This window comes from Maribacter sp. 1_MG-2023, assembly GCF_030547005.1.
Taxonomy (GTDB): Bacteria; Bacteroidota; Bacteroidia; order Flavobacteriales; family Flavobacteriaceae; genus Maribacter.
Map to the genome: position 1 here is coordinate 91,039 of NZ_JAUOPN010000001.1, position 21,733 is coordinate 112,771.

The 21,733-nt window shown below is 33.6% G+C and carries 24 protein-coding genes and 1 pseudogene; 16 read left to right on the plus strand and 9 right to left on the minus strand.

Annotation, left to right across the window (positions count from 1 at the left end):
* The first annotated feature begins 156 nt into the window (after positions 1–156).
* Positions 157–1,011: a sterol desaturase family protein gene (locus Q4500_RS00510; RefSeq protein WP_303597804.1), complete on the plus strand. Its 855-nt coding sequence runs from the start codon at positions 157–159 to the stop codon at positions 1,009–1,011.
* On the opposite strand, the gene Q4500_RS00515 is transcribed toward Q4500_RS00510, so the two are convergent.
* Positions 1,000–2,235, minus strand: a complete 1,236-nt coding sequence (locus tag Q4500_RS00515; protein ID WP_303598244.1) for a DUF1343 domain-containing protein — start codon at positions 2,233–2,235, stop codon at positions 1,000–1,002. The genes Q4500_RS00510 and Q4500_RS00515 overlap by 12 nt on opposite strands.
* A gap of 3 nt (positions 2,236–2,238) precedes the next feature.
* On the opposite strand from Q4500_RS00515, the gene Q4500_RS00520 reads away from it, so the two are divergent.
* Positions 2,239–3,480: an ABC transporter permease gene (locus Q4500_RS00520; protein ID WP_303597805.1), complete on the plus strand. Its 1,242-nt coding sequence runs from the start codon at positions 2,239–2,241 to the stop codon at positions 3,478–3,480.
* 17 nt (positions 3,481–3,497) lie between these two features.
* Here the strand turns inward: Q4500_RS00520 and Q4500_RS00525 are convergent, their stop codons facing one another.
* Positions 3,498–3,791 carry a type II toxin-antitoxin system RelE/ParE family toxin gene (locus tag Q4500_RS00525; protein ID WP_299320950.1) on the minus strand — a complete coding sequence of 98 codons (294 nt, stop codon included), beginning with the start codon at positions 3,789–3,791 and terminating at the stop codon, positions 3,498–3,500.
* Positions 3,778–4,020 carry a type II toxin-antitoxin system ParD family antitoxin gene (locus tag Q4500_RS00530; protein ID WP_303597806.1) on the minus strand — a complete coding sequence of 81 codons (243 nt, stop codon included), beginning with the start codon at positions 4,018–4,020 and terminating at the stop codon, positions 3,778–3,780. Before Q4500_RS00530 ends, Q4500_RS00525 begins: the two co-directional genes overlap by 14 nt.
* A 132-nt stretch (positions 4,021–4,152) precedes the next feature.
* On the opposite strand from Q4500_RS00530, the gene Q4500_RS00535 reads away from it, so the two are divergent.
* From Q4500_RS00535 to Q4500_RS00560, 6 genes are read left to right on the plus strand one after another with little or no spacing between them, the layout of a single operon-like run.
* The gene (locus Q4500_RS00535) at positions 4,153–5,448 is read left to right on the plus strand and encodes a M20/M25/M40 family metallo-hydrolase (protein WP_303597807.1); all 1,296 of its coding nucleotides are present in this window, start codon (positions 4,153–4,155) and stop codon (positions 5,446–5,448) included.
* Positions 5,441–6,226, plus strand: coding sequence for an aldose 1-epimerase (locus tag Q4500_RS00540; protein WP_368389709.1), 786 nt, complete (start codon positions 5,441–5,443; stop codon positions 6,224–6,226). The genes Q4500_RS00535 and Q4500_RS00540 overlap by 8 nt, the downstream gene beginning before the upstream one ends.
* A gap of 28 nt (positions 6,227–6,254) precedes the next feature.
* Positions 6,255–7,028: an SOS response-associated peptidase gene (locus Q4500_RS00545; RefSeq protein WP_303597808.1), complete on the plus strand. Its 774-nt coding sequence runs from the start codon at positions 6,255–6,257 to the stop codon at positions 7,026–7,028.
* Between the two features lie 3 nt (positions 7,029–7,031).
* Positions 7,032–7,376, plus strand: a complete 345-nt coding sequence (locus Q4500_RS00550) for a TfoX/Sxy family protein (protein WP_303597809.1) — start codon at positions 7,032–7,034, stop codon at positions 7,374–7,376.
* Positions 7,377–7,430: 54 nt separating this feature from the next.
* Entirely contained in the window at positions 7,431–9,179 is a 1,749-nt protein-coding gene (locus Q4500_RS00555) for a SulP family inorganic anion transporter (RefSeq protein ID WP_303597810.1), read from the plus strand.
* Positions 9,180–9,232: 53 nt separating this feature from the next.
* Positions 9,233–10,642, plus strand: coding sequence for a rhodanese-like domain-containing protein (locus Q4500_RS00560; RefSeq protein WP_303597811.1), 1,410 nt, complete (start codon positions 9,233–9,235; stop codon positions 10,640–10,642).
* Between the two features lie 17 nt (positions 10,643–10,659).
* Here Q4500_RS00560 and Q4500_RS00565 read toward each other — a convergent pair whose 3' ends face one another.
* The 3 genes from Q4500_RS00565 to Q4500_RS00575 form a co-directional block, all read right to left on the minus strand.
* Positions 10,660–12,024 (minus strand): exonuclease domain-containing protein, encoded by a 1,365-nt coding sequence (locus Q4500_RS00565; protein WP_303597812.1) that lies wholly within the window; start codon positions 12,022–12,024, stop codon positions 10,660–10,662.
* A gap of 306 nt (positions 12,025–12,330) precedes the next feature.
* Positions 12,331–12,534: a hypothetical protein gene (locus Q4500_RS00570; protein ID WP_303597813.1), complete on the minus strand. Its 204-nt coding sequence runs from the start codon at positions 12,532–12,534 to the stop codon at positions 12,331–12,333.
* A gap of 578 nt (positions 12,535–13,112) precedes the next feature.
* Positions 13,113–13,343 (minus strand): hypothetical protein, encoded by a 231-nt coding sequence (locus Q4500_RS00575; RefSeq protein ID WP_303597814.1) that lies wholly within the window; start codon positions 13,341–13,343, stop codon positions 13,113–13,115.
* A 721-nt stretch (positions 13,344–14,064) separates the two neighbouring features.
* On the opposite strand from Q4500_RS00575, the gene Q4500_RS00580 reads away from it, so the two are divergent.
* Both Q4500_RS00580 and Q4500_RS00585 read left to right on the plus strand, forming a co-directional pair.
* A complete protein-coding gene (locus tag Q4500_RS00580) occupies positions 14,065–14,469 on the plus strand; it encodes a two-component system response regulator (protein ID WP_303597815.1) in 405 nt (134 codons plus the stop codon).
* Between the two features lie 525 nt (positions 14,470–14,994).
* Positions 14,995–16,230, plus strand: a complete 1,236-nt coding sequence (locus Q4500_RS00585; protein ID WP_303597816.1) for a tyrosine-type recombinase/integrase — start codon at positions 14,995–14,997, stop codon at positions 16,228–16,230.
* Between the two features lie 131 nt (positions 16,231–16,361).
* Here the strand turns inward: Q4500_RS00585 and Q4500_RS00590 are convergent, their stop codons facing one another.
* Complete coding sequence (locus Q4500_RS00590; protein ID WP_303597817.1) at positions 16,362–17,849, minus strand: YfaP family protein; 1,488 nt, start codon at positions 17,847–17,849, stop codon at positions 16,362–16,364.
* A 227-nt stretch (positions 17,850–18,076) separates the two neighbouring features.
* Between Q4500_RS00590 and Q4500_RS00595 the strand changes: the two genes are divergently transcribed.
* Genes Q4500_RS00595 through Q4500_RS00610 form a run of 4 tightly spaced genes read left to right on the plus strand, consistent with a single transcriptional unit; the run spans position 18,077 to position 19,722 of the window.
* A complete protein-coding gene (locus Q4500_RS00595; protein WP_210706529.1) occupies positions 18,077–18,298 on the plus strand; it encodes a helix-turn-helix domain-containing protein in 222 nt (73 codons plus the stop codon).
* Positions 18,285–18,617: a HipA N-terminal domain-containing protein gene (locus tag Q4500_RS00600; RefSeq protein WP_303597818.1), complete on the plus strand. Its 333-nt coding sequence runs from the start codon at positions 18,285–18,287 to the stop codon at positions 18,615–18,617. The genes Q4500_RS00595 and Q4500_RS00600 overlap by 14 nt, the downstream gene beginning before the upstream one ends.
* The gene (locus Q4500_RS00605) at positions 18,610–19,542 is read left to right on the plus strand and encodes a HipA domain-containing protein (protein WP_303597819.1); all 933 of its coding nucleotides are present in this window, start codon (positions 18,610–18,612) and stop codon (positions 19,540–19,542) included. The genes Q4500_RS00600 and Q4500_RS00605 overlap by 8 nt, the downstream gene beginning before the upstream one ends.
* A gap of 45 nt (positions 19,543–19,587) precedes the next feature.
* Positions 19,588–19,722 (plus strand): hypothetical protein, encoded by a 135-nt coding sequence (locus tag Q4500_RS00610; RefSeq protein WP_303597820.1) that lies wholly within the window; start codon positions 19,588–19,590, stop codon positions 19,720–19,722.
* Between the two features lie 24 nt (positions 19,723–19,746).
* Here the strand turns inward: Q4500_RS00610 and Q4500_RS00615 are convergent, their stop codons facing one another.
* Both Q4500_RS00615 and Q4500_RS00620 read right to left on the minus strand, forming a co-directional pair.
* Entirely contained in the window at positions 19,747–19,947 is a 201-nt protein-coding gene (locus Q4500_RS00615; RefSeq protein WP_303597821.1) for an MbcA/ParS/Xre antitoxin family protein, read from the minus strand.
* 24 nt (positions 19,948–19,971) lie between these two features.
* Positions 19,972–20,394 (minus strand): hypothetical protein, encoded by a 423-nt coding sequence (locus tag Q4500_RS00620; RefSeq protein WP_303597822.1) that lies wholly within the window; start codon positions 20,392–20,394, stop codon positions 19,972–19,974.
* An 838-nt stretch (positions 20,395–21,232) separates the two neighbouring features.
* On the opposite strand from Q4500_RS00620, the pseudogene Q4500_RS18635 reads away from it, so the two are divergent.
* Together Q4500_RS18635 and Q4500_RS00625 are read left to right on the plus strand one after the other, a co-directional pair.
* A pseudogene (locus tag Q4500_RS18635) lies at positions 21,233–21,421 on the plus strand (tyrosine-type recombinase/integrase); the annotation flags it as partial.
* A gap of 61 nt (positions 21,422–21,482) precedes the next feature.
* The gene (locus Q4500_RS00625; RefSeq protein WP_303597823.1) at positions 21,483–21,704 is read left to right on the plus strand and encodes a helix-turn-helix domain-containing protein; all 222 of its coding nucleotides are present in this window, start codon (positions 21,483–21,485) and stop codon (positions 21,702–21,704) included.
* Positions 21,705–21,733: the final 29 nt, after the last annotated feature.

Genomic DNA, 21,733 nt, shown 5'->3' on the forward strand with positions numbered 1-21,733 from the left:
AAAAAGTACAATTCTCAGTTATGAAATCAACAAAAGTTTATTATATTGGGTGATTAGTTGCGAATTTATCATAATTCATATTTTTTATTGATGATACAATAATTAAGTATTAGAATGTTTATTTGCGGCTCATAACTTAAACGACTCCCTCATTTAATGGAACAACTTATAACATATTTCGAATCGATCCCGGCAGCTCATAGATCACTTATTTTAGTTGGCGGGATTACATTTTTTTGGATACTAGAAGGTATTGTACCCTTATTTAATGGAAGCTATAACAAGTGGAAACATTCGCTGCCTAATTTCTTTTTTACATTGACCACTATAGTTATCAATTTTCCACTAGCATTTTTATTATTAAAAACTTCTGATTGGGCAGTTGCAAATGATTTCGGTATCATTAATTGGTTGCCAGAAATGCCATTATGGGCATATGTGTTTTTAGGTGTGGCGTTGTTAGATTTAATTGGAGCTTACATGGCTCATTTAGTAGAGCATAAAGTAAAACCATTGTGGATGGTGCATTTGGTGCATCATACGGATCATAATGTAGATACGACTACTGCGAACAGACACCATCCTTTAGAAAGTATCATTCGCTATATATTTACTTTAGTTGGTGTTTTTGTAGTTGGTGCACCGGTAGGTATTATTATGTTGTATCAAAGTTTATCGGTAGTCTTATCTCAATTTAACCATGCAAATATAAAGTTGCCAAAAGGAGTTGATAAAGCGATTAGTTATATAATTATTTCACCAGATATGCATAAAGTGCATCATCATTATGTACTACCATATACAGATAGTAATTATGGGAACATCTTCTCTTGGTGGGATCGCTTATTTGGTACGTATATGCATTTAGACAGAGAGAAAATTATCTACGGTGTAGACACTTTTCCTGATGAGGTGGCTAATGGTCAAATTAGCTCTTTGCTGAAATATCCTTTTGTAGGGTATAGAAAACCAACGACTGATATTGCTGGCGAACAACCTTTAGTAAAGTAGATACTTTGCTCTAATTTTTTTGAACTTTTCAATGTCATCTTGCCAAGTTGCTTTTATTTCGGCATTGGTAGCACCAGCTTCAATTTGCTTTTGTAGTCTGTTGTTACCTGCGTGTTTGGTGAATCCGCTAGTGATAAAGAATTTACTCTTGTCGACCGTATTAGTATAGGCATCAATAATGTAATCCATCGTTACCTCATTCATACGCTCAGATTTAGATAAGTCTTTACCGTAGCATAATTTTCCTTCTTCTTTTGGGTATTTAGAGCCGAAATTTGGCTCAGGAGTATAGGTGAAATCGTATATTTTTGAATCTAAAAATGAAGCGCCGTAGCGTTGAAACTGAAACTCTGTTCCGCGACCGGCATTAATGTTGGTACCTTCAAACATTCCTAAACTAGGGTATAGCGTAATAGAAGTGTCATTTGGTAAATTTGGAGAAGGTCGAATTGGTAAACTGTAAAACATATCATGTGTCCAGTTTTCTAAAGGGATTACGGTTAATTCAGCTTTTTTATCACCTTCCAACCACTTTTCATTATTGATCATATTAGCATATTCACCGATGGTCATTCCGTACACTAACGGAATTTCAGTCATCCCTAGAAAAGAGGTGTTTGCAGCTTCCATGGTTGGTCCGTCTACATAATGACCGTTCGGGTTAGGGCGGTCCAAAACTAAAATAGGAATTCCTTTTTCGGCACAAGCTTCCATCACCAATTGCATAGTCGAGATATAGGTATAAAAACGAACGCCCACATCTTGTATATCGAATACAACTAAATCTACACCTTCTAATTGCTCTTGACTTGGCTTTCTGTTTTTACCGTGTAATGATATTAAATCTAGTCCTGTTTTAATGTCTTTACTATTGTTTACGTGTTCACCTGCATCAAAATTCCCTCTAAATCCGTGTTCTGGGGCAAATACGTGTTTAATATCTATATTTAAAGAAAGCAGACTATCTACCAAATGTGTATGCCCGTCAGATTTAAAAATAACACTGGTCTGGTTAGCGACAATAGCTATTTTTTTTCCTTTTAAAAGCGGTACATATACCTCTGTACGGTTGGCGGCGACAACAATTTCTTTTGCTTCTTGTTCTATTAGGGGTTCATTGGTTGGTGATGTGGTAATGGCTTGCTCTTTGGTTTCGTTTCCGCAGGTAGCCAATACCAAAAACCATAATAAAACTGTACTTTTGAAATTGGATAAAAATAACATCATTTGAATCTAGAATATTTTATCGCCAAACGGCTTATAAAGGGTAAGGAGCATAAAATTAGCATATCTGCACCAATAATAAAAATAGCCATTGCAGCAATTGCAATAGGGGTTATCATGATGTTGGTCGCCATTGCTACAGGAGGTGGTTTAAAAGAGAAAATACGTGAAAAAATAACTGCTTTCAACGGTCACGTTCAAATCTATAATTACGACAATAATAATTCTGAAGTTTCTGTGGTGCCCGTGAGTACGGAGCAAGAGTTTTATCCGGACTTCAATATGGTCGATGGCATTGTACATATACAAGCTGTGGCGACCAAGGCGGGTATTATCCGTACTGAAGAAACCTTTGAGGGTATTATCGCCAAGGGTGTAGGAAAGGAATATAATTGGGAGCCGTTCGATGAGTTTTTAATTGACGGCGTTTTACCTGATTATTCCGGAGAGTTAAATTCTGATGTTCTTATTTCGAGAATCATGTCAAATCGTTTGAACTTAAAAGTGGGAGATTCTTTCTTTACCTTTTTTTTGCGAGATGATGCTGCTGATAAAATACCCAATCAAAGAAAATTTACTATTACCGGAATTTACGATAGCGGATTTGAAGAAATTGACGGACTCTATATTTTTACAGACATACGCCATATACAGCGCATGAATAAATGGGAAGATAACGAAGTTGGTAATTTTGAAATTTTCTTGAATAGTTTTGATGATATAGATCAAAAAGCGAATGAGATTTACGGTGAAACGGTAGCAAGTTTAGATACTAAAACTATAAAAAATAAATACTATAAAATCTTTGAATGGATAGGCTTGTTCGATTTTAATATAGCCCTTATCATTGGCATCATGATCATTGTTGGTGGTATAAATATGATTACTGCATTACTCGTTTTAATATTAGAGCGTACGCCAATGATTGGTATTTTAAAAGCATTGGGTACTAACAACTGGAGTATTAGAAAGGTCTTTTTGTATAATGCAGCCTATCTTATTGTTGTTGGTTTATTTTGGGGCAATCTTATTGGGCTTGGTATTATATTTATTCAAGAGAAGTTTCGAATTTTCAAATTCCCGAACCCGAAAGAATATTACATTGAGTACATACCTGTAAGTATAGATCTTTGGACTGTTCTTCTTTTAAATGCGGGAGTGTTGTTACTTTGTTTATTGATGCTTTTGATCCCGTCATACATTATTACTAGAATTACACCGGTGAAAGCTATTCGGTTTGAGTAGTGTTGGGAGGGTTTGAACTATAGATGTTCAATAAAGTTCATTCGTTTTCCAAGAACTCTTACTATATAAATTTCGTTCTCATTTTCGAATTGATAGAAAATGACGTGGGCTTTATAATTATAGAATTTCAATCCGTTGGCTATGGTTGAAGCATCTTTTGCCAATGTAGGTCTGTCGGATAATTCAATTAAAAAGTTTTCTAACTCTTGCAAGTAAGTGGTTGCGGGCGATTGTCCAAAAAATTTAATTCCATATTTGTAAATAGCAATTAAATCTCGTTGCGCTTTTGCAGATAAATTATAGTTTGCCATTATCTACTTGCTCAATAATATCACTGATTTTTAATGAGCTTCTTCCGTTTTGTAAACCTTCATCAATGGCATTTTTTAGTTCTGCCAATTTCATATTTTCTTGCTGGTCTTTTCTGACTAAATCACGAATATATTCGCTGTCATTCGTATAATCGCCATTTTCAACTTTTAGCTTTATCCAATTGTCTTGCTGATCGGTAAAGGTTATAGATTTTCGTATCGTTGCCATAAAAAATGATTATGGTGCAATATAGTAATTATTCGCACCACATTTTATTTTACTCTAGAGCTTAACATAGTAAGTGGTTTATTCTCGTTATAAATTAAGTGTTTTTGGTAAATTTGATGTAAAACAGACCACATGCATCAAAAACTACTACTTACCCTAATTGCTGTGTTTTTATTGACAGGCGTCAATGCACAGAAACTTTCAAAGAACGAGAAGAAGGTTGTAAAATCTATTGAGCAAAATAATGCCGAGGCAATTTCATTTTTAGAAAAAGTCGTAAACATTAATAGCGGTACCTTAAATCTAAAAGGTGTTGAAATGGTAGGTCAAGAATTTGCTTCTGCTTTCACCGATATCGGTTTTGAAAGTACCTGGATACCTATGCCTGAAGAAATGAATAGAGCGGGACATTTATTTGCTGAAATTAAAGGGACAAAAGGAAAGAAGTTATTACTTATTGGTCATCTAGATACGGTGTTTGAAGAAGACAGTCCGTTTCAAACTTTTGAGATGGTGAACGACTCTATTGCTCATGCACCAGGTGGTAATGATATGAAAGGTGGCGATGTTATAGTGCTGTATGCTTTAAAAGCGCTACAACAAAACGGATTGCTAAATGATGCTCAAATTATTGTTGCCTTTACAGGTGATGAAGAAAGTACAGGTAGTCCGCTAGAGAAAAGTAGACATGATTTAATTGAAGCTGCTAAAAGAAGTGACATAGGTTTAGGTTTTGAAAACTCCACCGGATTCAATTATGCAACTGTTGCCAGAAGAGGTTCTTCAGGGTGGAAAGTTGAGGTAGAGGGTAAGAGAGCGCACTCATCTGGTATCTTTAGTGAAGATACAGGTGCAGGAGCTATTTTTGAAATGTCGAGAATCTTAAACGGATTTTATACCGATGTTAGAGGAGAAGATTTATTGACTTTTAATCCTGGGACTTTAGTTGGTGGTACTTTTGTAGAATTTGATGAAATGACCAGTAAGGGAACTGTTTTTGGTAAGACCAATGTAGTGGCTCAAAAAGCAGAAGTCCGTGGCGGACTACGTTTTATATCTGAAGAACAAAAAGAACGTGCTCGTGATAATATGCGAACCGTAGTGGCGAATAATTTACCACATACATCTGCAACAGTAACTTTCAAAGATAGTTACCCAGCAATGCAACCTACTGAAGGTAATAAGGCGTTATTGACAAAACTGAACAATGTGAGTTTAGATTTAAAACAAGGTGAGGTTTTAGCATACGATCCGGGTAAAAGAGGTGCGGCAGATACTTCTTTTGTAGCGGAGTATGTAGATTGTTTAGACGGACTGGGTACTATGGGTAATGCAGCCCACACTCCCGAAGAAACGGTGAATTTGAATACTATTGAAGCATTAACGAAAAGAACAGCATTATTAATTTATAGATTGATAAATGAGTAATATAACAACATTAAGAGTAAGTGACCAGCAAGTGACAATTGAAGCAGGAGAATTGGTAGGCTACCAAGTTTCTGGTTATGAATTTATGCACCAAAAGGGAAACCCTGGATGGCGCAGTGTAGACACTGAAATGTTTCCGTTGATCGGACCAACAAATGAGGTAGATTTTAAAGTGAAAACTCCCAAGGGTTTTGCTACTCAAGATCAGCACGGTCTGCTGCGGGAAATGAAATATAAGTTGGTAGAAAGCTCAGCAAGTAAAGCTGTGTTCTCTAAAAAATATACAGCAAATACTGAGGTTTTAAATTCAAAATATCCTAAAAAATCTACAGCAGAGAAATTAAGCTGGCCTTACGATTTTGAATTTGTAAAGTCACTTGAATTAATAGACAATTCGTTGGTGGTTACGTTTTCAATTTCTGGCGAAGAAGGCATGCCTTTTATGTTGGGCTATCACCCTGCGTTTATGCTACATTCTGAAAATGCGATCATTTCTGCCGGAGAACAAAATATTACCATACCCGAGGTTTTGGAAGTTGGCAGTAGAGCATTACAAGTGCCAAATACAGATGTAATTACTTTAAAAGATGAGAAATCGCTACAAATAACGTCTGAAGGTTTTAGTCATTTTATGCTTTGGACGGAGGTACCTAATATGGTCTGTATAGAGCCAATTACCTTTTATCCGTATGCGGTAGAACAAGATGATTTAGCAGAAGGTTTTATGGTATTAAAGAAAGAGCCGGCTATTTTTACAGTTACGTTAAAACCTGTATAGTTTAAAATTCATCACTAAAGAATAGTGTATGTGTTATGATGTAAAAACCAGCTTAGAGGCGCAGTTAAAAAGAGCAAAGAGAAGTCAAGATTTAAAGGCGATTGAAGAGATTGTTGAGAAACTTGCACCGTTGACCGATTTGCCGCTTCACCATGCATCAGGGTTTTCGCATCCTGAGGTTTTAATTTATACCAATGATGATCCGTTTTATCCTATTGTAGCAATTTGGGGATTGATTCCGCATTGGGTGAATAGTGTTGAACAACAAAAGAAAATTTGGAATAGTACCTTGAACGCTCGGGTAGAAACCATTTTCGAGAAACCCGCTTTTAGAGATGCTGCCAACGAAAAACGCTGCATACTTTATGTTGACGGCTTTTACGAGCATCACCATTATAACGATAATACCTATCCGTTTTTTATCCACCGAAAAAATAATGAACCTTTAGCGTTAGCTGCATTGTGGTCTGAGTGGATACACCCTGAACATAACGGTACTATCAATTCATTTTCAATTGTAACTACAGTCGGAAATGGTATGATGGCTAAAATTCATAATAACCCGAAACTGAAAGAACCACGTATGCCATTAATGTTGGGGGAAGATATGGAAGAGCAGTGGTTAACATCATCTGCAGATTTTGAAAAAGAATTAGAAGGGCTGCTGAGCTCAAATAATAATGTGGCACTGCAAGCACACACCGTGGGCAAACTCCGTGGTAAAAGCTATGCGGGAAATATAGAATCAATTGCCGAAGAAGTAGTGTATAAAGAACTAGAACCAGAAGAACTTAATTTCTAAGCAATGGCATATAGTGAGTATTTAGCAGATAGGGTTAGACCTCGTTTAAAAGGCAAAGGTCATCTGGAGGAGAAGAAAATGATGGGCGGACTCACCTTTATGGTCAATGGTAAAATGTGCATTGGTATTATGTTCGACAAAAAAAGCGAAGAAGATAAGTTAATGGTGCGTGTTGGTAAATTGAATTATGAAGAACTACTAAACAAACCGGGTAGCAGACCAATGGACTTTACTGGCAAGCCAATTCGAGGTTTTTTATTTGTAGGTCCCGATGGATTCGACTCCGAAGATGATCTTGATTTCTGGGTAGAAAATGCTCTGGAGTTTAACAGACTTCTGAATCAATAAAGTAATGGTTTTAAAATCTGATTTTATGCCCTTTGAAATGATTAAATTTGACCTGTGAAAAACATTTTCCCTTTTTTGGAATGGGTTTCAACCTATAAAAAAGCTTACTTCATTAAAGATTTGTTGGCTGGTCTTACTGTGGGTATCGTATTAGTGCCGCAAGGTATGGCGTATGCAATGATTGCAGGATTACCGCCAGTTCATGGTCTATACGCTTCATTATTTCCTATACTAACCTATGCACTTTTAGGAACATCACGAAAAATAGCCGTAGGTCCTGTAGCGATGGATTCGTTATTGGTTGCCGTAGGTTTGGGGACATTGGCAATTACCGGTGTAGAAAACTACATTATAATGGTCGTGTTGCTTACCTTAATGGTGGGTTGCATACAGTTTTTATTAGGTGTTCTACGAATGGGGTTTTTGGTCAATTTTCTTTCTAAACCCGTTATTAGTGGCTTTACATCCGCGGCAGCGATTATCATTGTATTAAGTCAGCTGAAACATTTATTGGGTGTTTCTATACCAGGCAGTAATAAAATCTATGAAACCGTTTTTAATATCTTTTACAAACTAGGTGAAATCAATTGGGTAGATTTTAGTATTGGTATTGTTGGTATAGCATTATTGCTGGGCTTTAAAAAATGGAATAAAAACATCCCAGGAATATTAATAATAGTAGTGCTAGGTATATTGGCTGTCTATCAGTTTCAGCTTGATGTCTATGGAGTTAAATTAGTAGGTGAAGTCACTAGCGGATTTCCAACTTTTGTAATGCCAACATTAGATATTGTAGACATGGAAAAATTAGCACCTATTGCAATTGCTTTGGCGTTGGTTGGGTATCTAGAAGCTATTTCTATTGGTAAGGCCATAGAAGATAAAACAGGTGAAGATACTATAGATGCTAATCAAGAATTAATAGCTATTGGTTCGTCAAATATTGTTGGGTCTTTCTTTCAAGGTTACCCAGTTACCGCAAGTTTTTCTAGATCTGCAATTAGTTACGATGCTGGTACAAAAACGAATCTTTCAGCAATATTCAGTGTTATATTGGTGGTACTGACCTTATTGTTTTTAACGCCGTTATTTCAATATTTGCCCAATGCAATCTTGGCAAGTATTATTATGGTATCTGTAGTAAAACTTATTGATATTGCTTACTTCAAACATTTATGGCTCAATAGAAAAGATGAGTTTTTTATAATGTTGCTTACCTTTATAATCACACTATTTATAGGTATAACGGAAGGTATTCTAATTGGTGTGTTATGCTCTTTATTGTTAATGGTATATAGAACGTCTAAACCGCATTTTGTGGAGATAGGTAACATTGGTAATTCTGACTACTACAAGAATGTTATTCGTTTTGCAGATGAGGTGGTGGTGCGTAATGATCTTTTAATTGTTCGATTTGATTCGCAATTATATTTTGGTAATTCTGCCTATTTTAAAAAGCAGTTATTAAAACATATGAGAGCAAAAGGACCCCAATTAAAAGGGATAATTCTAAATGCTGAATCTATAAATTATATAGATGCTACTGCAGCAGATATGCTATCAAAGTTAATACACGATATTCGTGAAAGAGGACTACAATTTTTTATTGCAGGAGCAATTGGACCAACGCGTGATATCATTTTTAATACAGGAATCATTAAAGAATTGCAACGGGAGTTTTTATTTGTAAAAACGAAGGAAGCAGTGGATTTCTTTGATGATCCAAATGAAATTTCATTATTGGCCGCAAAAGTAGCTTATGAAAATAGTAGAATGGCTAAAGCTAAAAGAAGTCTAAATTAAATAAATCTCGTACCTTAAAGGGGAAGGGATATTTTAAAATAAAAAAGTATAGAATGAATATAGAACAGATATATACAGGTTGTTTGGCTCAAGGAGCATATTATATTGAGAGTGATGGAGAGGTAGCAATAATTGACCCATTAAGAGAGGTGAGTCCTTATATTAAAAGGGCTGAGAACGACAATGCAAAAATCAAGTATATATTTGAAACCCATTTCCACGCAGATTTTGTAAGTGGACACGTAACCTTATCGAAAGAAACTGGTGCGCCAATAATTTATGGTCCTACAGCAAACCCTTCTTTTGATGCTATCATTGCCGAAGACGGACAAGAGTTTAAATTGGGTAAGATTACCTTTAAGGTGTTACATACACCAGGGCATACCATGGAAAGTACGACCTATTTGTTAAGAGATGAAAATGGTAAAGACCATGCAATTTTCTCAGGAGACACTTTGTTTTTAGGTGATGTAGGTAGACCGGATTTAGCTCAGAAATCTGCGGATATGACCCAAGAGCAACTGGCTGGTACGTTGTTCGATAGTTTACGTACTAAAATTATGCCGTTGGCAGATGATGTTATTGTGTACCCTGCTCATGGTGCAGGCTCTGCATGTGGTAAGAATATGATGAAGGAAACGGTCGATACCTTGGGGAATCAGAAAAAAATGAATTATGCCCTTAGGGCAGATATGACCAAAGAAGAATTTGTGAAAGAAGTAACCGATGGTCTGTTGCCACCGCCTAAATATTTTCCTTTGAACGTAAAGATGAATAAGGAAGGGTATGAAGATATTGGAGATGTACTTGATCGTGGTAATGTTGAATTGTCGCCCGATGAGTTTGAAAAAGCAGCGAACGATACTGAAGCTTTGGTATTAGATGTAAGACATCAAGATGAATTTGTGAAAGGTCATATACCGAGATCTATTTTTATAGGACTTAACGGTGATTTTGCTCCGTGGGTAGGCGATTTAATTGCTGATACCAAACAGCCTTTATTATTGGTTATACCTGAAGGAAAGGAAGAAGAAGCAATTACTAGATTATCGCGTGTTGGTTTTGATTCTGCCATAGGATATTTAAAAGGCGGAATTGAAGCTTGGAAAGCTGCTGGTAAAGAAATTGACCAAATAACATCTATAACAGCATCAGAAGCTAAAAACCTTATTGATAAAGGTAATGTTGGTATTTTTGATGTTCGTAAAGATGGAGAATATCAAAGTGAGCACTTAGTAGGTGCAGTTCATACGCCGTTGAGTGAATTGAACAAGCATTTATCTGAATTTCCTGAGAAAGGAGAATTTTTAGTGCATTGTGCTGGCGGATATCGTTCTGTTATAGCATCGTCTATTTTAAAGAGTCGCGGAATCCACAATCTTATTGATGTAAAAGGTGGGTACGGAGCACTTAAAAATGAAGATTTAGAGAAGACAGACTATGTTTGTCCAACCACCTTATAGGTATTGTAGTACTGAACTTATAAAGCAAATACGGCAGTAGGATTATTTCTTACATAGCTTTCAACAATACGCTGGGTTTCCAGCGTATTTTTTTGTGGCGTAATGAACATCTCAAGATCTTCAATTTGCTTTATGGCAACATCGGTAGGGGCGAACCCGTAACCGGAATAATTGTTTTCTCTGATGACAACAAATCCGTTTTCATCCATAGTTCTGCCGTTGGTTTTGATGACCAGCGTAGCTTCTACTTCTTTAATACTTTGTAAGGCATCTTGTACGCGTTGGTTGTATTCTTCTACAATATCTAAATCAGAACAAATACCTATGCATTGTTTAATTTTATAATGAGAGCAAACAGCCACATTTTCTTGTAGATGGCAATACTTAGGGCAAAGCTCAAAAGTGCTGCACAGGGTTTCTAAATACTGCCTAGCTTCGGTTGGACTATAACAAATAGCAACCGGATTCGGAGTCATCTTTATTTTATTGAACGCAAGGTGTATAATGCCGTTTCGGTCTTCGTAAGTGAAAATGCCGTATTGTTGAATAGACCTTTTTTGTGCACTATTGTATTTAGGGTAGTGGTGTTTAATTTCGGCAGATTCTTTTAGTAAGGCAATTAGTTCATTACCTGTCTCCTCAAAATCTAATGAAGTAGTTTCTGCACAGAGGGTAATTTCTTTTGTCTTTTTATCATAAAAATGACCAAGCACTCTTTTCTTAATGTTTTTGGCTTTACCTACATATATGATTTTCCCCTTACTGTCTTTAAAATAATACACACCAGCAGTGGTTGGTAGTTTTAGATATTCCTCTTTTGGCAACCCAGGAGGTAAAGTAGCTTCTTGAGATTTTGAATTCAAAAATTGTTTAAAAACGGTATCTGCATTTTCGGCTCTCAGTAATTTATGGAATAAAAGTACCGTAGCATGTGCATCGCCTCGGGCTCGGTGTCGATCTGTTAATGGTATACCTAATGCAGCAGTTAACTTTCCTAAACTGTAGGAGTTGTAGCCAGGTAGCAATTTTCTTGATAAACGAACCGTACATAGTTTCTTTCTAGAGAAATCATGACCAAGTAATTTAAACTCGTTTTTGATGACATTGTAATCGAAATTGACACTATGGGCTACAAAAATGGTGTCTTTGGTGATTTCTACGATCTGCGGAATTAGTTCTTCTAACAACGGAGCATTCCGTACCATGTCATCGTCAATACCTGTAAGTCCGGTTATAAAGGCGGGTATCGGGCATTCTGGATTTACCAAAGAAGTAAACTCATCAATGACCTCGTGACCATCATATTTAAAAATGGAAATTTCGGTAATTCGATTACCCTTTATGCCGTTTCCGGTAGTTTCTATGTCAATTATCGTATACAAAAAGAGAAGAATGATTTAGTACTGCAAAGTTAGCAGAAAATGCATTAATACAGGTGCTTCGCTTATATGTTTGGCATTTAACTAAAATGTAGGTATGTATAAGGTGCTTGAGCGTATTTGCGAATAAATGTTGAGGTTATGCACTTTTAATACCAAGTAAAATATAGTGGTTACTACAGCGTAAAGATTGTGGTCTTCAAAAACAGCCAGATAAGATTTCTAGCTTTTAATACAATTTAAAATAAGTTGGTGCTTGTAGAAGGTAAACAAACCAGTTTTAAAAAGGATTGTTTATATTTCTTGATGCTACTTTATAGAACTTACATTATCAATAACCGCTACTCCAAAATTGTTGCTGTCGGTGGTATTGTTTGATATTACTTTTTCAGCGTTATCTCGTACTACGTATTCTGAAACTAGGTCATAATCCTTGCCGCAAGAAGATAAACTTAAAAGGAAAATAATGGCTGCTACAGGGACGAAAAAGGTTTTGGTAGGGTATAATTTCATGTAATTGGTGGTAAAAATTATCTCGCTATTTTATTAGCGCATTTCGAAAATATTTAAACTTTATTCATTAACGACGAAAAGTTGGTTTTATTCGATGAAATGCACATAAATGTTATTAACACCGGTTGTTGATAACAAAAATGGTGTATAATATAAGTGTATTGACTTATATTGTATGTAGAATTATTTTGATTTTTTAATATAAAATTGAAAGTCATACCTTTTTTTTACTCGACTTAGGTTTCTTGATTGACTATATCATTGATGGTTAAAATTATGAGTAGAATTTTTTATGACCATAGCGTAATTTGTATGTTCAAGTTGGCGTATATTGAAAGGTGATTTTAAATTCTTTTTATTGTTGAGGTGTCCTATGTATCTGCTAAATAAACTTCAAAAGACAAAGAATTTAAAGTTACCTTGATGTTTAGATAAACTTGAAATTAATAATTGAATGCATCTTTGCATCGAGTTTAGAATAAGTTTGAGTTAGTTGAACAACCGGTACATCCTCAAAGTGTATCGGTTTTTTTATGCTCTATATTACAGGTTAAATATAGTAGGAAGTTAAGTTTAAATTAAAGTTGAACTTTAATCTCATTGATTCTAAAAACTTGAGTCCTTAGAAGATTCTGAAAAATCAGAACAATTTTCTCTTGATTCTTTTCAGGAATACGACCACCAATAATCCAGTTTTTTTTAACGTATTTGGTGCTTTCCAAATTAAACTCTGACTTCAAAAGTAGCAGCGCTTCATTGCGAGTTTCGTCGTTCATTTTACTGAACATTTGTCTAATATTTTCAGTCATGGTTGGTTTTGGTAGAATCCAAAAATAAATAAAAAAGCGTTTCAACTGCGTAATTAAATGAAATAGATATAAGCATGTTGATAACAATGTAATTCACATTTGTTCGTAACCTAGGTTTTTGGTTGATTTTTAAATATGCATTTAATGGTTTTACAGATAATGAGTTATATATAGTTTTAGCTGTAGTTAATTAATTATTGGAGTCCACATTTTTTTGACACTTAATGCTAATCGTTGAGAAGAAATTTTATTAAAACGGATTAGATGATTTATATAGAATATAAATGCTAGGTAGTTCTTATTTGGTGTGATTAAAAAGATTGTCATTTATATACTAGCAGCTTCCATCATAATCTTTAGTGCTTGTAATTTTTGACTATTTTATTTGAAAGTGTTAAAAGTTAGAACTCTTTAATATTTTCTTTCAATACATAAAAACAAATGTATTTTTTTATGAAGAATATTTTCTTACTGTATTAAGATACTAAGTATTCTTTTTGTGAAATTCTTTCGTATTTTTTTTTGATTTTCGTAAATTATCAGTAGTAAATGGCTGATGTTGAGTTGATTTCATGCTTTTTAAATGAAAATTTAAATACTCAAAATTGACCTTTATATGATAAATATTAGTTTTTAGTAAAATTAATTTGTAAGTTTTATCTTGTTAAAATTATTATAACGTATATTTATTATATAAAGTTTTCCCAAAAAATGAATTGATATGAAAGTTGACACAGTTTGTATTATAGACGACGATCCCATTTGTGTTTATGGCACCAAGATTCTTTTGAATCACAATAACTTTGTGAGTGCTAATATTCTAGTTTATGAAGATGGTTATGAGGCTTTGAACAATTTAACTTCTCTTTTAAAAAGTGGGGAGAGATTGCCTGATATTATCTTATTAGATTTAAATATGCCAGTTATGAACGGTTGGCAGTTTTTAGATAAATTCCAAAAATTAACTTTCAGTAATAAACCGCAAGTATTTATTGTGAGTTCTCATTTTGATCAATCTGAAATCAAAAAAGGAAGAAGTTATGAGTTGGTTCGTGATTTTATCTCAAAACCTTTAATTGCTAAAAATTTGAATGATATTATTGCGATGAGTAAAATTGCGGTATAAAAATTTCAAATTCATTCATAGATATAATAACCTAGAATGTGGTTTTATTTTGTGGAGCCGGAGACGACCTTACGTTAATAAAAGGTCTAGTAGACCTATTTAGCACGGTGCGAGCTGATGTGCTGGCTTTCGAATCCCGCAGGTGTAACGAAAAAAACCACCCAGAAGGTGGTTTTTATTAGTGGAGCCGGAGGATTACCTTACGGTGTTCCCAACTAGCTCACGTTCTGTAAATGCAATTGGCTGTCCAAAAAAATGGCCAGACTCTTTAAAACAACAAAGTCCGATCAAGTAAACTTGTCGGACTTTTTTTGTTCTAAAGCGCAAACCAATTGCGCTTAATCGTGGAGCCGGAGGCTATTCCCCTTTATAGTTTTAGATAATCAGTTTTAATGTGTATGTTTCTAAAAAACAGATGTTTATGTCTGTTTTTTATATCTGTTTATAACTTTTTTTAATAAAGAGTTATAACATTTTTGTCAACGATTTTGTCAACGCATCTATAAACTGCATTTTTTTAAAATTATGAAATATTCTTTTTATCTCAGAAATTCCAAATCCGAAACTGAAACGCTAATTCTTTTTTCTTGCTATTTCAATCAAGAAAAAAAGAAGTTTGTTTATTCTACCCAAAAATCAATTCTTCCAATACATTGGGATTTTATAAATAAAAGACCAAATAAAGTAGGGAAATTGGTTTCTAAAAACCAACTAGCTATATCTAAAAGAATAAGAGATTTTGAAGATGCTTTTCAGCTAATTAAATCTAGGTCAGAACTTGGGGAATTGGAGTTTGATAGTAGTACGTTAAAAGAACACTTTGATAAGGTTTTTGAGAGAGTTAGTATGGCTAGTTCATTCTTTGAAGTTTTCGACAAGTTTACTCAAGAAAAGATTAAATTAAAAGAGTGGAAAAAATCTACTATAAAGCGTTACAAAAACATTAAAAATTTATTGATTGAATTTGAACGCGTTTATAATTACAAACTCACTTTCGGAAAAATCAATAAAAAGTTCTTTACCGAGTTTACGGATTTCTGCTATGAATATAAGAATCATTATACCAATACGTTTAGTAGAAATGTTGGTCTATTTAAGACCTTTATGTTTTGGTCGTTGAAAAACGGTTATGCTTATAATGATACATTTACAACTTTTAAAAAACCACAACGGGTTTTAACCCGGGAAGAAGTGCTTAGTTTAGAGCATTTGGTTGAGATTTACAATACGGATTTTGAAACAGAGCATTTACAAAAGGTTGCTGATACCTTTGTTTTTCAATGTTTAACCGGAATGAGATATGGTGAGCTTAAGTTGATAAACAAGAGATTGATTACACCAAGTAATTGCATACTACTAAAAGAAGAAAAAAACAGTAATAAAATACCTAGGTTAATACCACTGTCTAAATTGGCATTGTCAATTCTTAAAAAATACGATTATCAATTACCGGTAATATCTAACCAAAAACAGAATGATGCAATAAAGGAAGTTATTGCAAAAGTCGGATTGACGCATGATGTGGAATATTCTAGGTTAAAAGGTGTCGTTCAGCAAAGATTCATTAAGCCTTTTAATAAAAGGATAGGAACGCATACCGCTAGAAGAAGCTTCATCACCATAATGCGTAATAAGGGTATTGCAGATAAGACGATTATGAGTATATCAGGACACACGGATATAAAATCGTTTAATCAATACCATCAAGTTGATAATTCTGCTAGGATTAGTGCAGTTAATTCGGTCTTTGATGAATTTTAAAATTTATATACAAACTTATGTTCTATTATATTAAAAGGAGTATAAGTCCATTTAGAATTTATTAGACCATGTAATGAAATAGTTAAAAATATAAGCTCAAAGAAAATAATTCTTTGAGCTTAGTAAATTGTCTACATAGATATTATAATTTGTCCATTTACTACTTCGAAACTTGAGACCAAATTAGAATCATTTTCGGAACTCAAACTACCTGAAAATGATTGCTGGAACCCAAGTCCATCACTAATTTTGATTGTGTAACTAGTAGAAGGACAAATATCTAACTCACAACCGAAATAAACAACAGATACGCTATATATACCGTCAGGATAATTTCCATTCCAAAAGATATTTTCAGGTCCAAAACCATCTATGTCATCTCTATCTAAAAAGCCACCTGATGACGATGTAGGATTTTCCCAAAAAATAGTCGTACCCAAAGGGTCTACTACATGCAAATCAATATCGGTATTATTAGTATTCCACGATAATCCAATTTGAAGTACACCATTACTGTCAGGTAAATCATTTAGATTTTCATTATTTACTAAAAGTTCAAAGTCTTCTATGTCATCAAGAATTTCAGAAGTTGATAATTGATTTAGATTATCATTCAAAAATGTAGAAGTATTATCGCTATAACCTTCAATAATTTCAACCAAGCTTGAAATATTAGAGTTAACATCATTTCCTATGTCGCTAAAGTCACTTTGAACTTCTTCGATGAAATCTGAAAAATCATCTGAAATGAAGAATTCTAATGCCGTCGCTGTAGCTGTTAAGGCCGCGGCTCCTATGAATAGTGGTGCTGCTCCTGCTGATCCAACCAAAACAGCTGCTCCAGCACCTAATGTTGCTACAATTCCAACATCTTTGAGAACTCCTAAAAACTCTGGAATTTGATTGTTTCTAAAATCTGTTAAGTCATTGACCCAATCATTTATTAAATCACTTGACCTCAAGGTTTGGGAATGTGATTTGCCACTTTCAAAATTATCAAGTCTAAATATTGGGATTTTAAAAGATGTTCCGGACTTATTTGATTTAGAAGTTGTGTTTGTCGTGGTTTCAAACACTGGGGAGCTAGTGAAAGTGTCACCATTTTTTGTTATTATAGTTTCAAAAAGTAGTGTGCCTAATCGATTTGTCCAGTCATAATCATATAAGCGGACATAAAAACTATTGATATCAATCCTCTCAAATTCAGTAACACCGCTTGATTTTTCACCAGTAGCAATATCTACACCGTAAATGAAAGATGGTTCATTATTGTCATCCAAAAGCATTATAGATTCAATGCCTTCGGTTGCGTTGTAAGTGTAAATTTTTTCGATTCCTGTTGCAAAACCATCAACACCTATTTGACCAAATGTTGAAATCTGTATATCATTGGAAATGGTTATGGTAGATTGAAGAAGATTTGAATAGTTAATTCCTTCTTGACTGTTAACTTCATTAAAACTTACGTTAATGTTGTCAAAATTAGTTCCGTTATCAATTGGAACTTCATCAGTTGGAGTTTCAACAGTAGATGTCTCATCAATTTCTGTAGTATCATTTGTCTTATTACAAGAAAGAATGATAGCAAGAAAACTTAGTAATACTATATTTTTTTTCATTTTAAATAGTTTTTGGTTATGATAGTAAAAGAAATGATTTGACCATATTTAAACAATACCTATTACTGGGTATATATGTCTATAAATTAGTTGTTTACGGATTAAGATTGACTTTTCTCATTATAATTTTATATGCTTTTACATATAGAATAATAATAAAATATATTTTTATACGTTTAAGCATATAATATTGTATTTTAGAATAAAATTATATTTAATTGCATATAATGAAGGAGTTATCCGAATTTGTAAAAGAACGAAGAAAAGAAGTTAATCTAACCCAAGAAGAGTTTGCTGAAAGGGCAGGGGTGGCATTAACAGTAGTACGTAAAATAGAACAAGGCAAGACTAATCTTAATCTTGAAAAGGTAGACCAAGTACTGAAAATGTTTGGACACAAATTAATTCCGGTAAGTTTAAAAGATTTGGAAAGAGATGAGACAAGCTAAAATATTTTATGATGCTATTTATTGTGGTCTATTAATAGAAACTGATGACGGGGAATATACATTTGCTTATGACGAAGTTTATGTAAACGATTACCCTAATCAATTTATTACCTTTAAAATGCCGGTTAGTAATGAATTATATACGGATAATAGGTTATTTCCATTTTTTGAAGGATTGATACCCGAAGGTTGGTTATTAAACATTGCTTCCAATAGTTGGAAAATTAATAGAAATGATCGCATGGGACTATTAATGGCATGTTGCCAAAATTGTATAGGAGCGGTAAGTGTTGAACCTGTAATACAAGAAAATGAATAGGTGCCTATACTGCTATAAAGAAATCGATGGAGAAGGTGATTTTCATAAATCATGTAGTCTTGAATTTTTTGGTGCCGAAACGCCACCAAAAATAGAATATTCATTAAATCAAATGAGTGAGCTGGCCGAACAAGTGGTAGAACGTAGTATTGCGGTACCAGGGGTGCAGCCAAAGCTTTCTATGTCCGTTTTAGATGAAACAGGTAAAGAAAGTAGGTTAACCGTTGTTGGCGCCTTAGGTGGTAATTATATATTTAAACCACCATCTAAAGATTTTCAAGAAATGCCGGCGAACGAACATTTGACAATGAAGATCGCTAAATTATTAGAAATAGAAGTGGTACCACAATCGTTAATACGATTGTCCTCAGGAGAGCTCTCGTATATTACTAAGCGTATAGATAGAGAAGAGGATGGTACCAAGATTCATATGCTGGATATGTTTCAGATTACTGAAGCTTTTGATAAATACAAAGGTTCAATGGAACGTATTGGGAAGGCTATTACTTCCTATGCTGAAAACACGTTATTGGATAAGCTACGATTTTTTGAACTGACAATATTTAGTTATTTAACCGGTAACAACGATATGCATTTGAAAAATTTTTCAATGATAAAAACTTCATATGGTTGGGCTTTATCACCTGCATATGATTTATTGAATGTTGCTATTTTGAACCCGGATGATGCTGAAGAGATGGCATTGAGTATAGGTGGAAAAAAAAGGAAACTTAAAAAGGACCATTTTATAGAATTTGCAATAAACCTTGGCTTGAATAAGATGCAAATTGCTGGTGTCCTTAATCGTTTTAATGGTTCTATAGATGACATTAAGAATTTAATTAAATCGTCATTCTTGTCTGAGGAAATGCAAGGGTTTTATCTTGAAATTTTCATTGATAGAATAAAGAAAATTACTAAATAAAAGGCTTATATTTAATGAGTTATATTTTAAAAAAAATAGATTGTTATGGAAAGAATAATACAAAAGTTAGATAGTTTTGAAACAAACCTAATCACTAAATTTAAAATCCTTCAATGGGTGGTAAGTGTGGCTTTGGCATTGGTTTTAGTTTTCCTAATTATACTTGCTTACAAAGGTTAGGATATATTTTATTTACTACCGGTATTAAGAAAAAATGCCATGCTCAATTCTGCCCAATTCATCATTAACTAGTTGTATTCCCTCTTCAGTTTCTAATAGAGATTTTGGGGTAATGTTTCCTAAGGCTTTACTTTCTAAGTTAAGCCATATTTGGAAGTTTGATTTATCTCCGAAAACTTTTTCTCCATGACTCATTAACTTGCGTATTTCGTTTTCTTTATTCATTATAGGAGTAATTAATTAAATGTTTCAATGAAGATTATCTAGCCATGATTCAATTTTGTAATCAAGAGAATCTACTGATTTTAATTTATTTAAGTTGATTTTTTGGTCATATAATAGTCCTGGACTTGGAACATAACACGTTGCATTTATACAATACTTCTTAAATGCATCTTGTGATATAGATGATGTTACAAAAACAAACTTTTCATTTTCCAATTTGTACAGACCTTCTTTGTCTAATTTCTTAATCAGGGAATTTAATTTGGCTTGTTCCGGGTATTTATAGTGCGTTTCGTTTCCTTTTTTACTAGTAGCAACTATTATTCCACGATTCAAAGGAGATATAAAAAACTGCGTATTCACGAATAAAATAGAATCGTTGATGAGATCAGATTCGAAAGGAACTAGTAAAACAGTCGAATCCTTTAAGTTTCCAAGTATGCGCATCTCTCTAGTACGACTGTCAGAGCAATTAAATATAGCTTTATTTAAATATATATTATTGTTGAGATATAGGGTATCGTTCGTTATGATTTTGTCTTTTGATGCGCTATCAAGTAACAAAAGTTTTTCTGTAGCATAAATTCCACGATAACATCTGTAGGTACTGCAAGAGGCAAAGGCAAAAACCAGTATTAAAATTCCAAATTTGAAGTTCACTATTTAGTTTATAGTATTAATCCTTTAGATTTAAATGAATCATTCAGGCGTTATCAAAAGACTTATGAATCGGATGGAATAAGCCTTGACTTAATAATCAAAAGACAAGAACCTGTGCAAATAAAAATATAACATAGTCTCGGGATTAAACTTATATCTATTTGCCAATGGACTGTTATATTCATAATTCCAATTACAATAGCGATTAGTATAAATATAGCGTTTGCAATCTTGTTCTTTGGGATTAATATGTCCAAAATAGATATATAACCAAATGTTATGATACCGATAAAGCCTCCACCTAAAAGGGTTATCAAAATTATCGAAAGATTAGATAGCTTTTCAAATAATACAAAGAGGAAGCCAAGTAGATAAAAGAATACAAATAAAGAAACCAGACTCAATAGGAAAAAAATAACTTTTTTAATTACATTCATTAACTACATAATTTAATTGTTACAAACTTATACAGACGCTTCGGTAGATATAAACTAACGTATTTTAAAACTGTTTCGTATTATGCTATAATGCGTGCTAATTTCTAGACATTGGAAAAAATGGACTTATTTATTATGTTTAGTATTCTTGGGTAAAAGGTGTAGTTCAAAAAAGATTCGTAAAACAGTTAAATAACAAAATTTCGGCACCTACCTCTAGAAGAAGTTTTATTACGATTATGAGAAATAAAGGTGTACCTGATAAAGTTATTATGAGTATTACAGGACACACCGATATAAAATCATTTAACCAATATCATCAGGTGGATGATACAGCTCGAATAAATGCTGCTAATACGGTTTTTGATGGTTTTTAAAACTATACGTAATAACATATAATTTTATATGTTATAGTGAAATTATATCTAATTGCATATAATGAAAGAATTAGCTGAATTCGTAAAAGAAAGAAGAAAACGAGTGAATCTTACTCAGGAGGAATTTGCTGAAAGGGCAGGAGTAGCATTAACTGTTGTTCGTAAAATTGAACAAGGTAAGACAAACCTTAACCTTGCAAGGGTTAATCATGTTTTAGAAATGTTTGGACATACCCTTATTCCGGTAAGTTTAAAAGATTTGGAAAGAGATGAGACAAGCTAAATATTTCATGATTTAATTATTAATGTTTT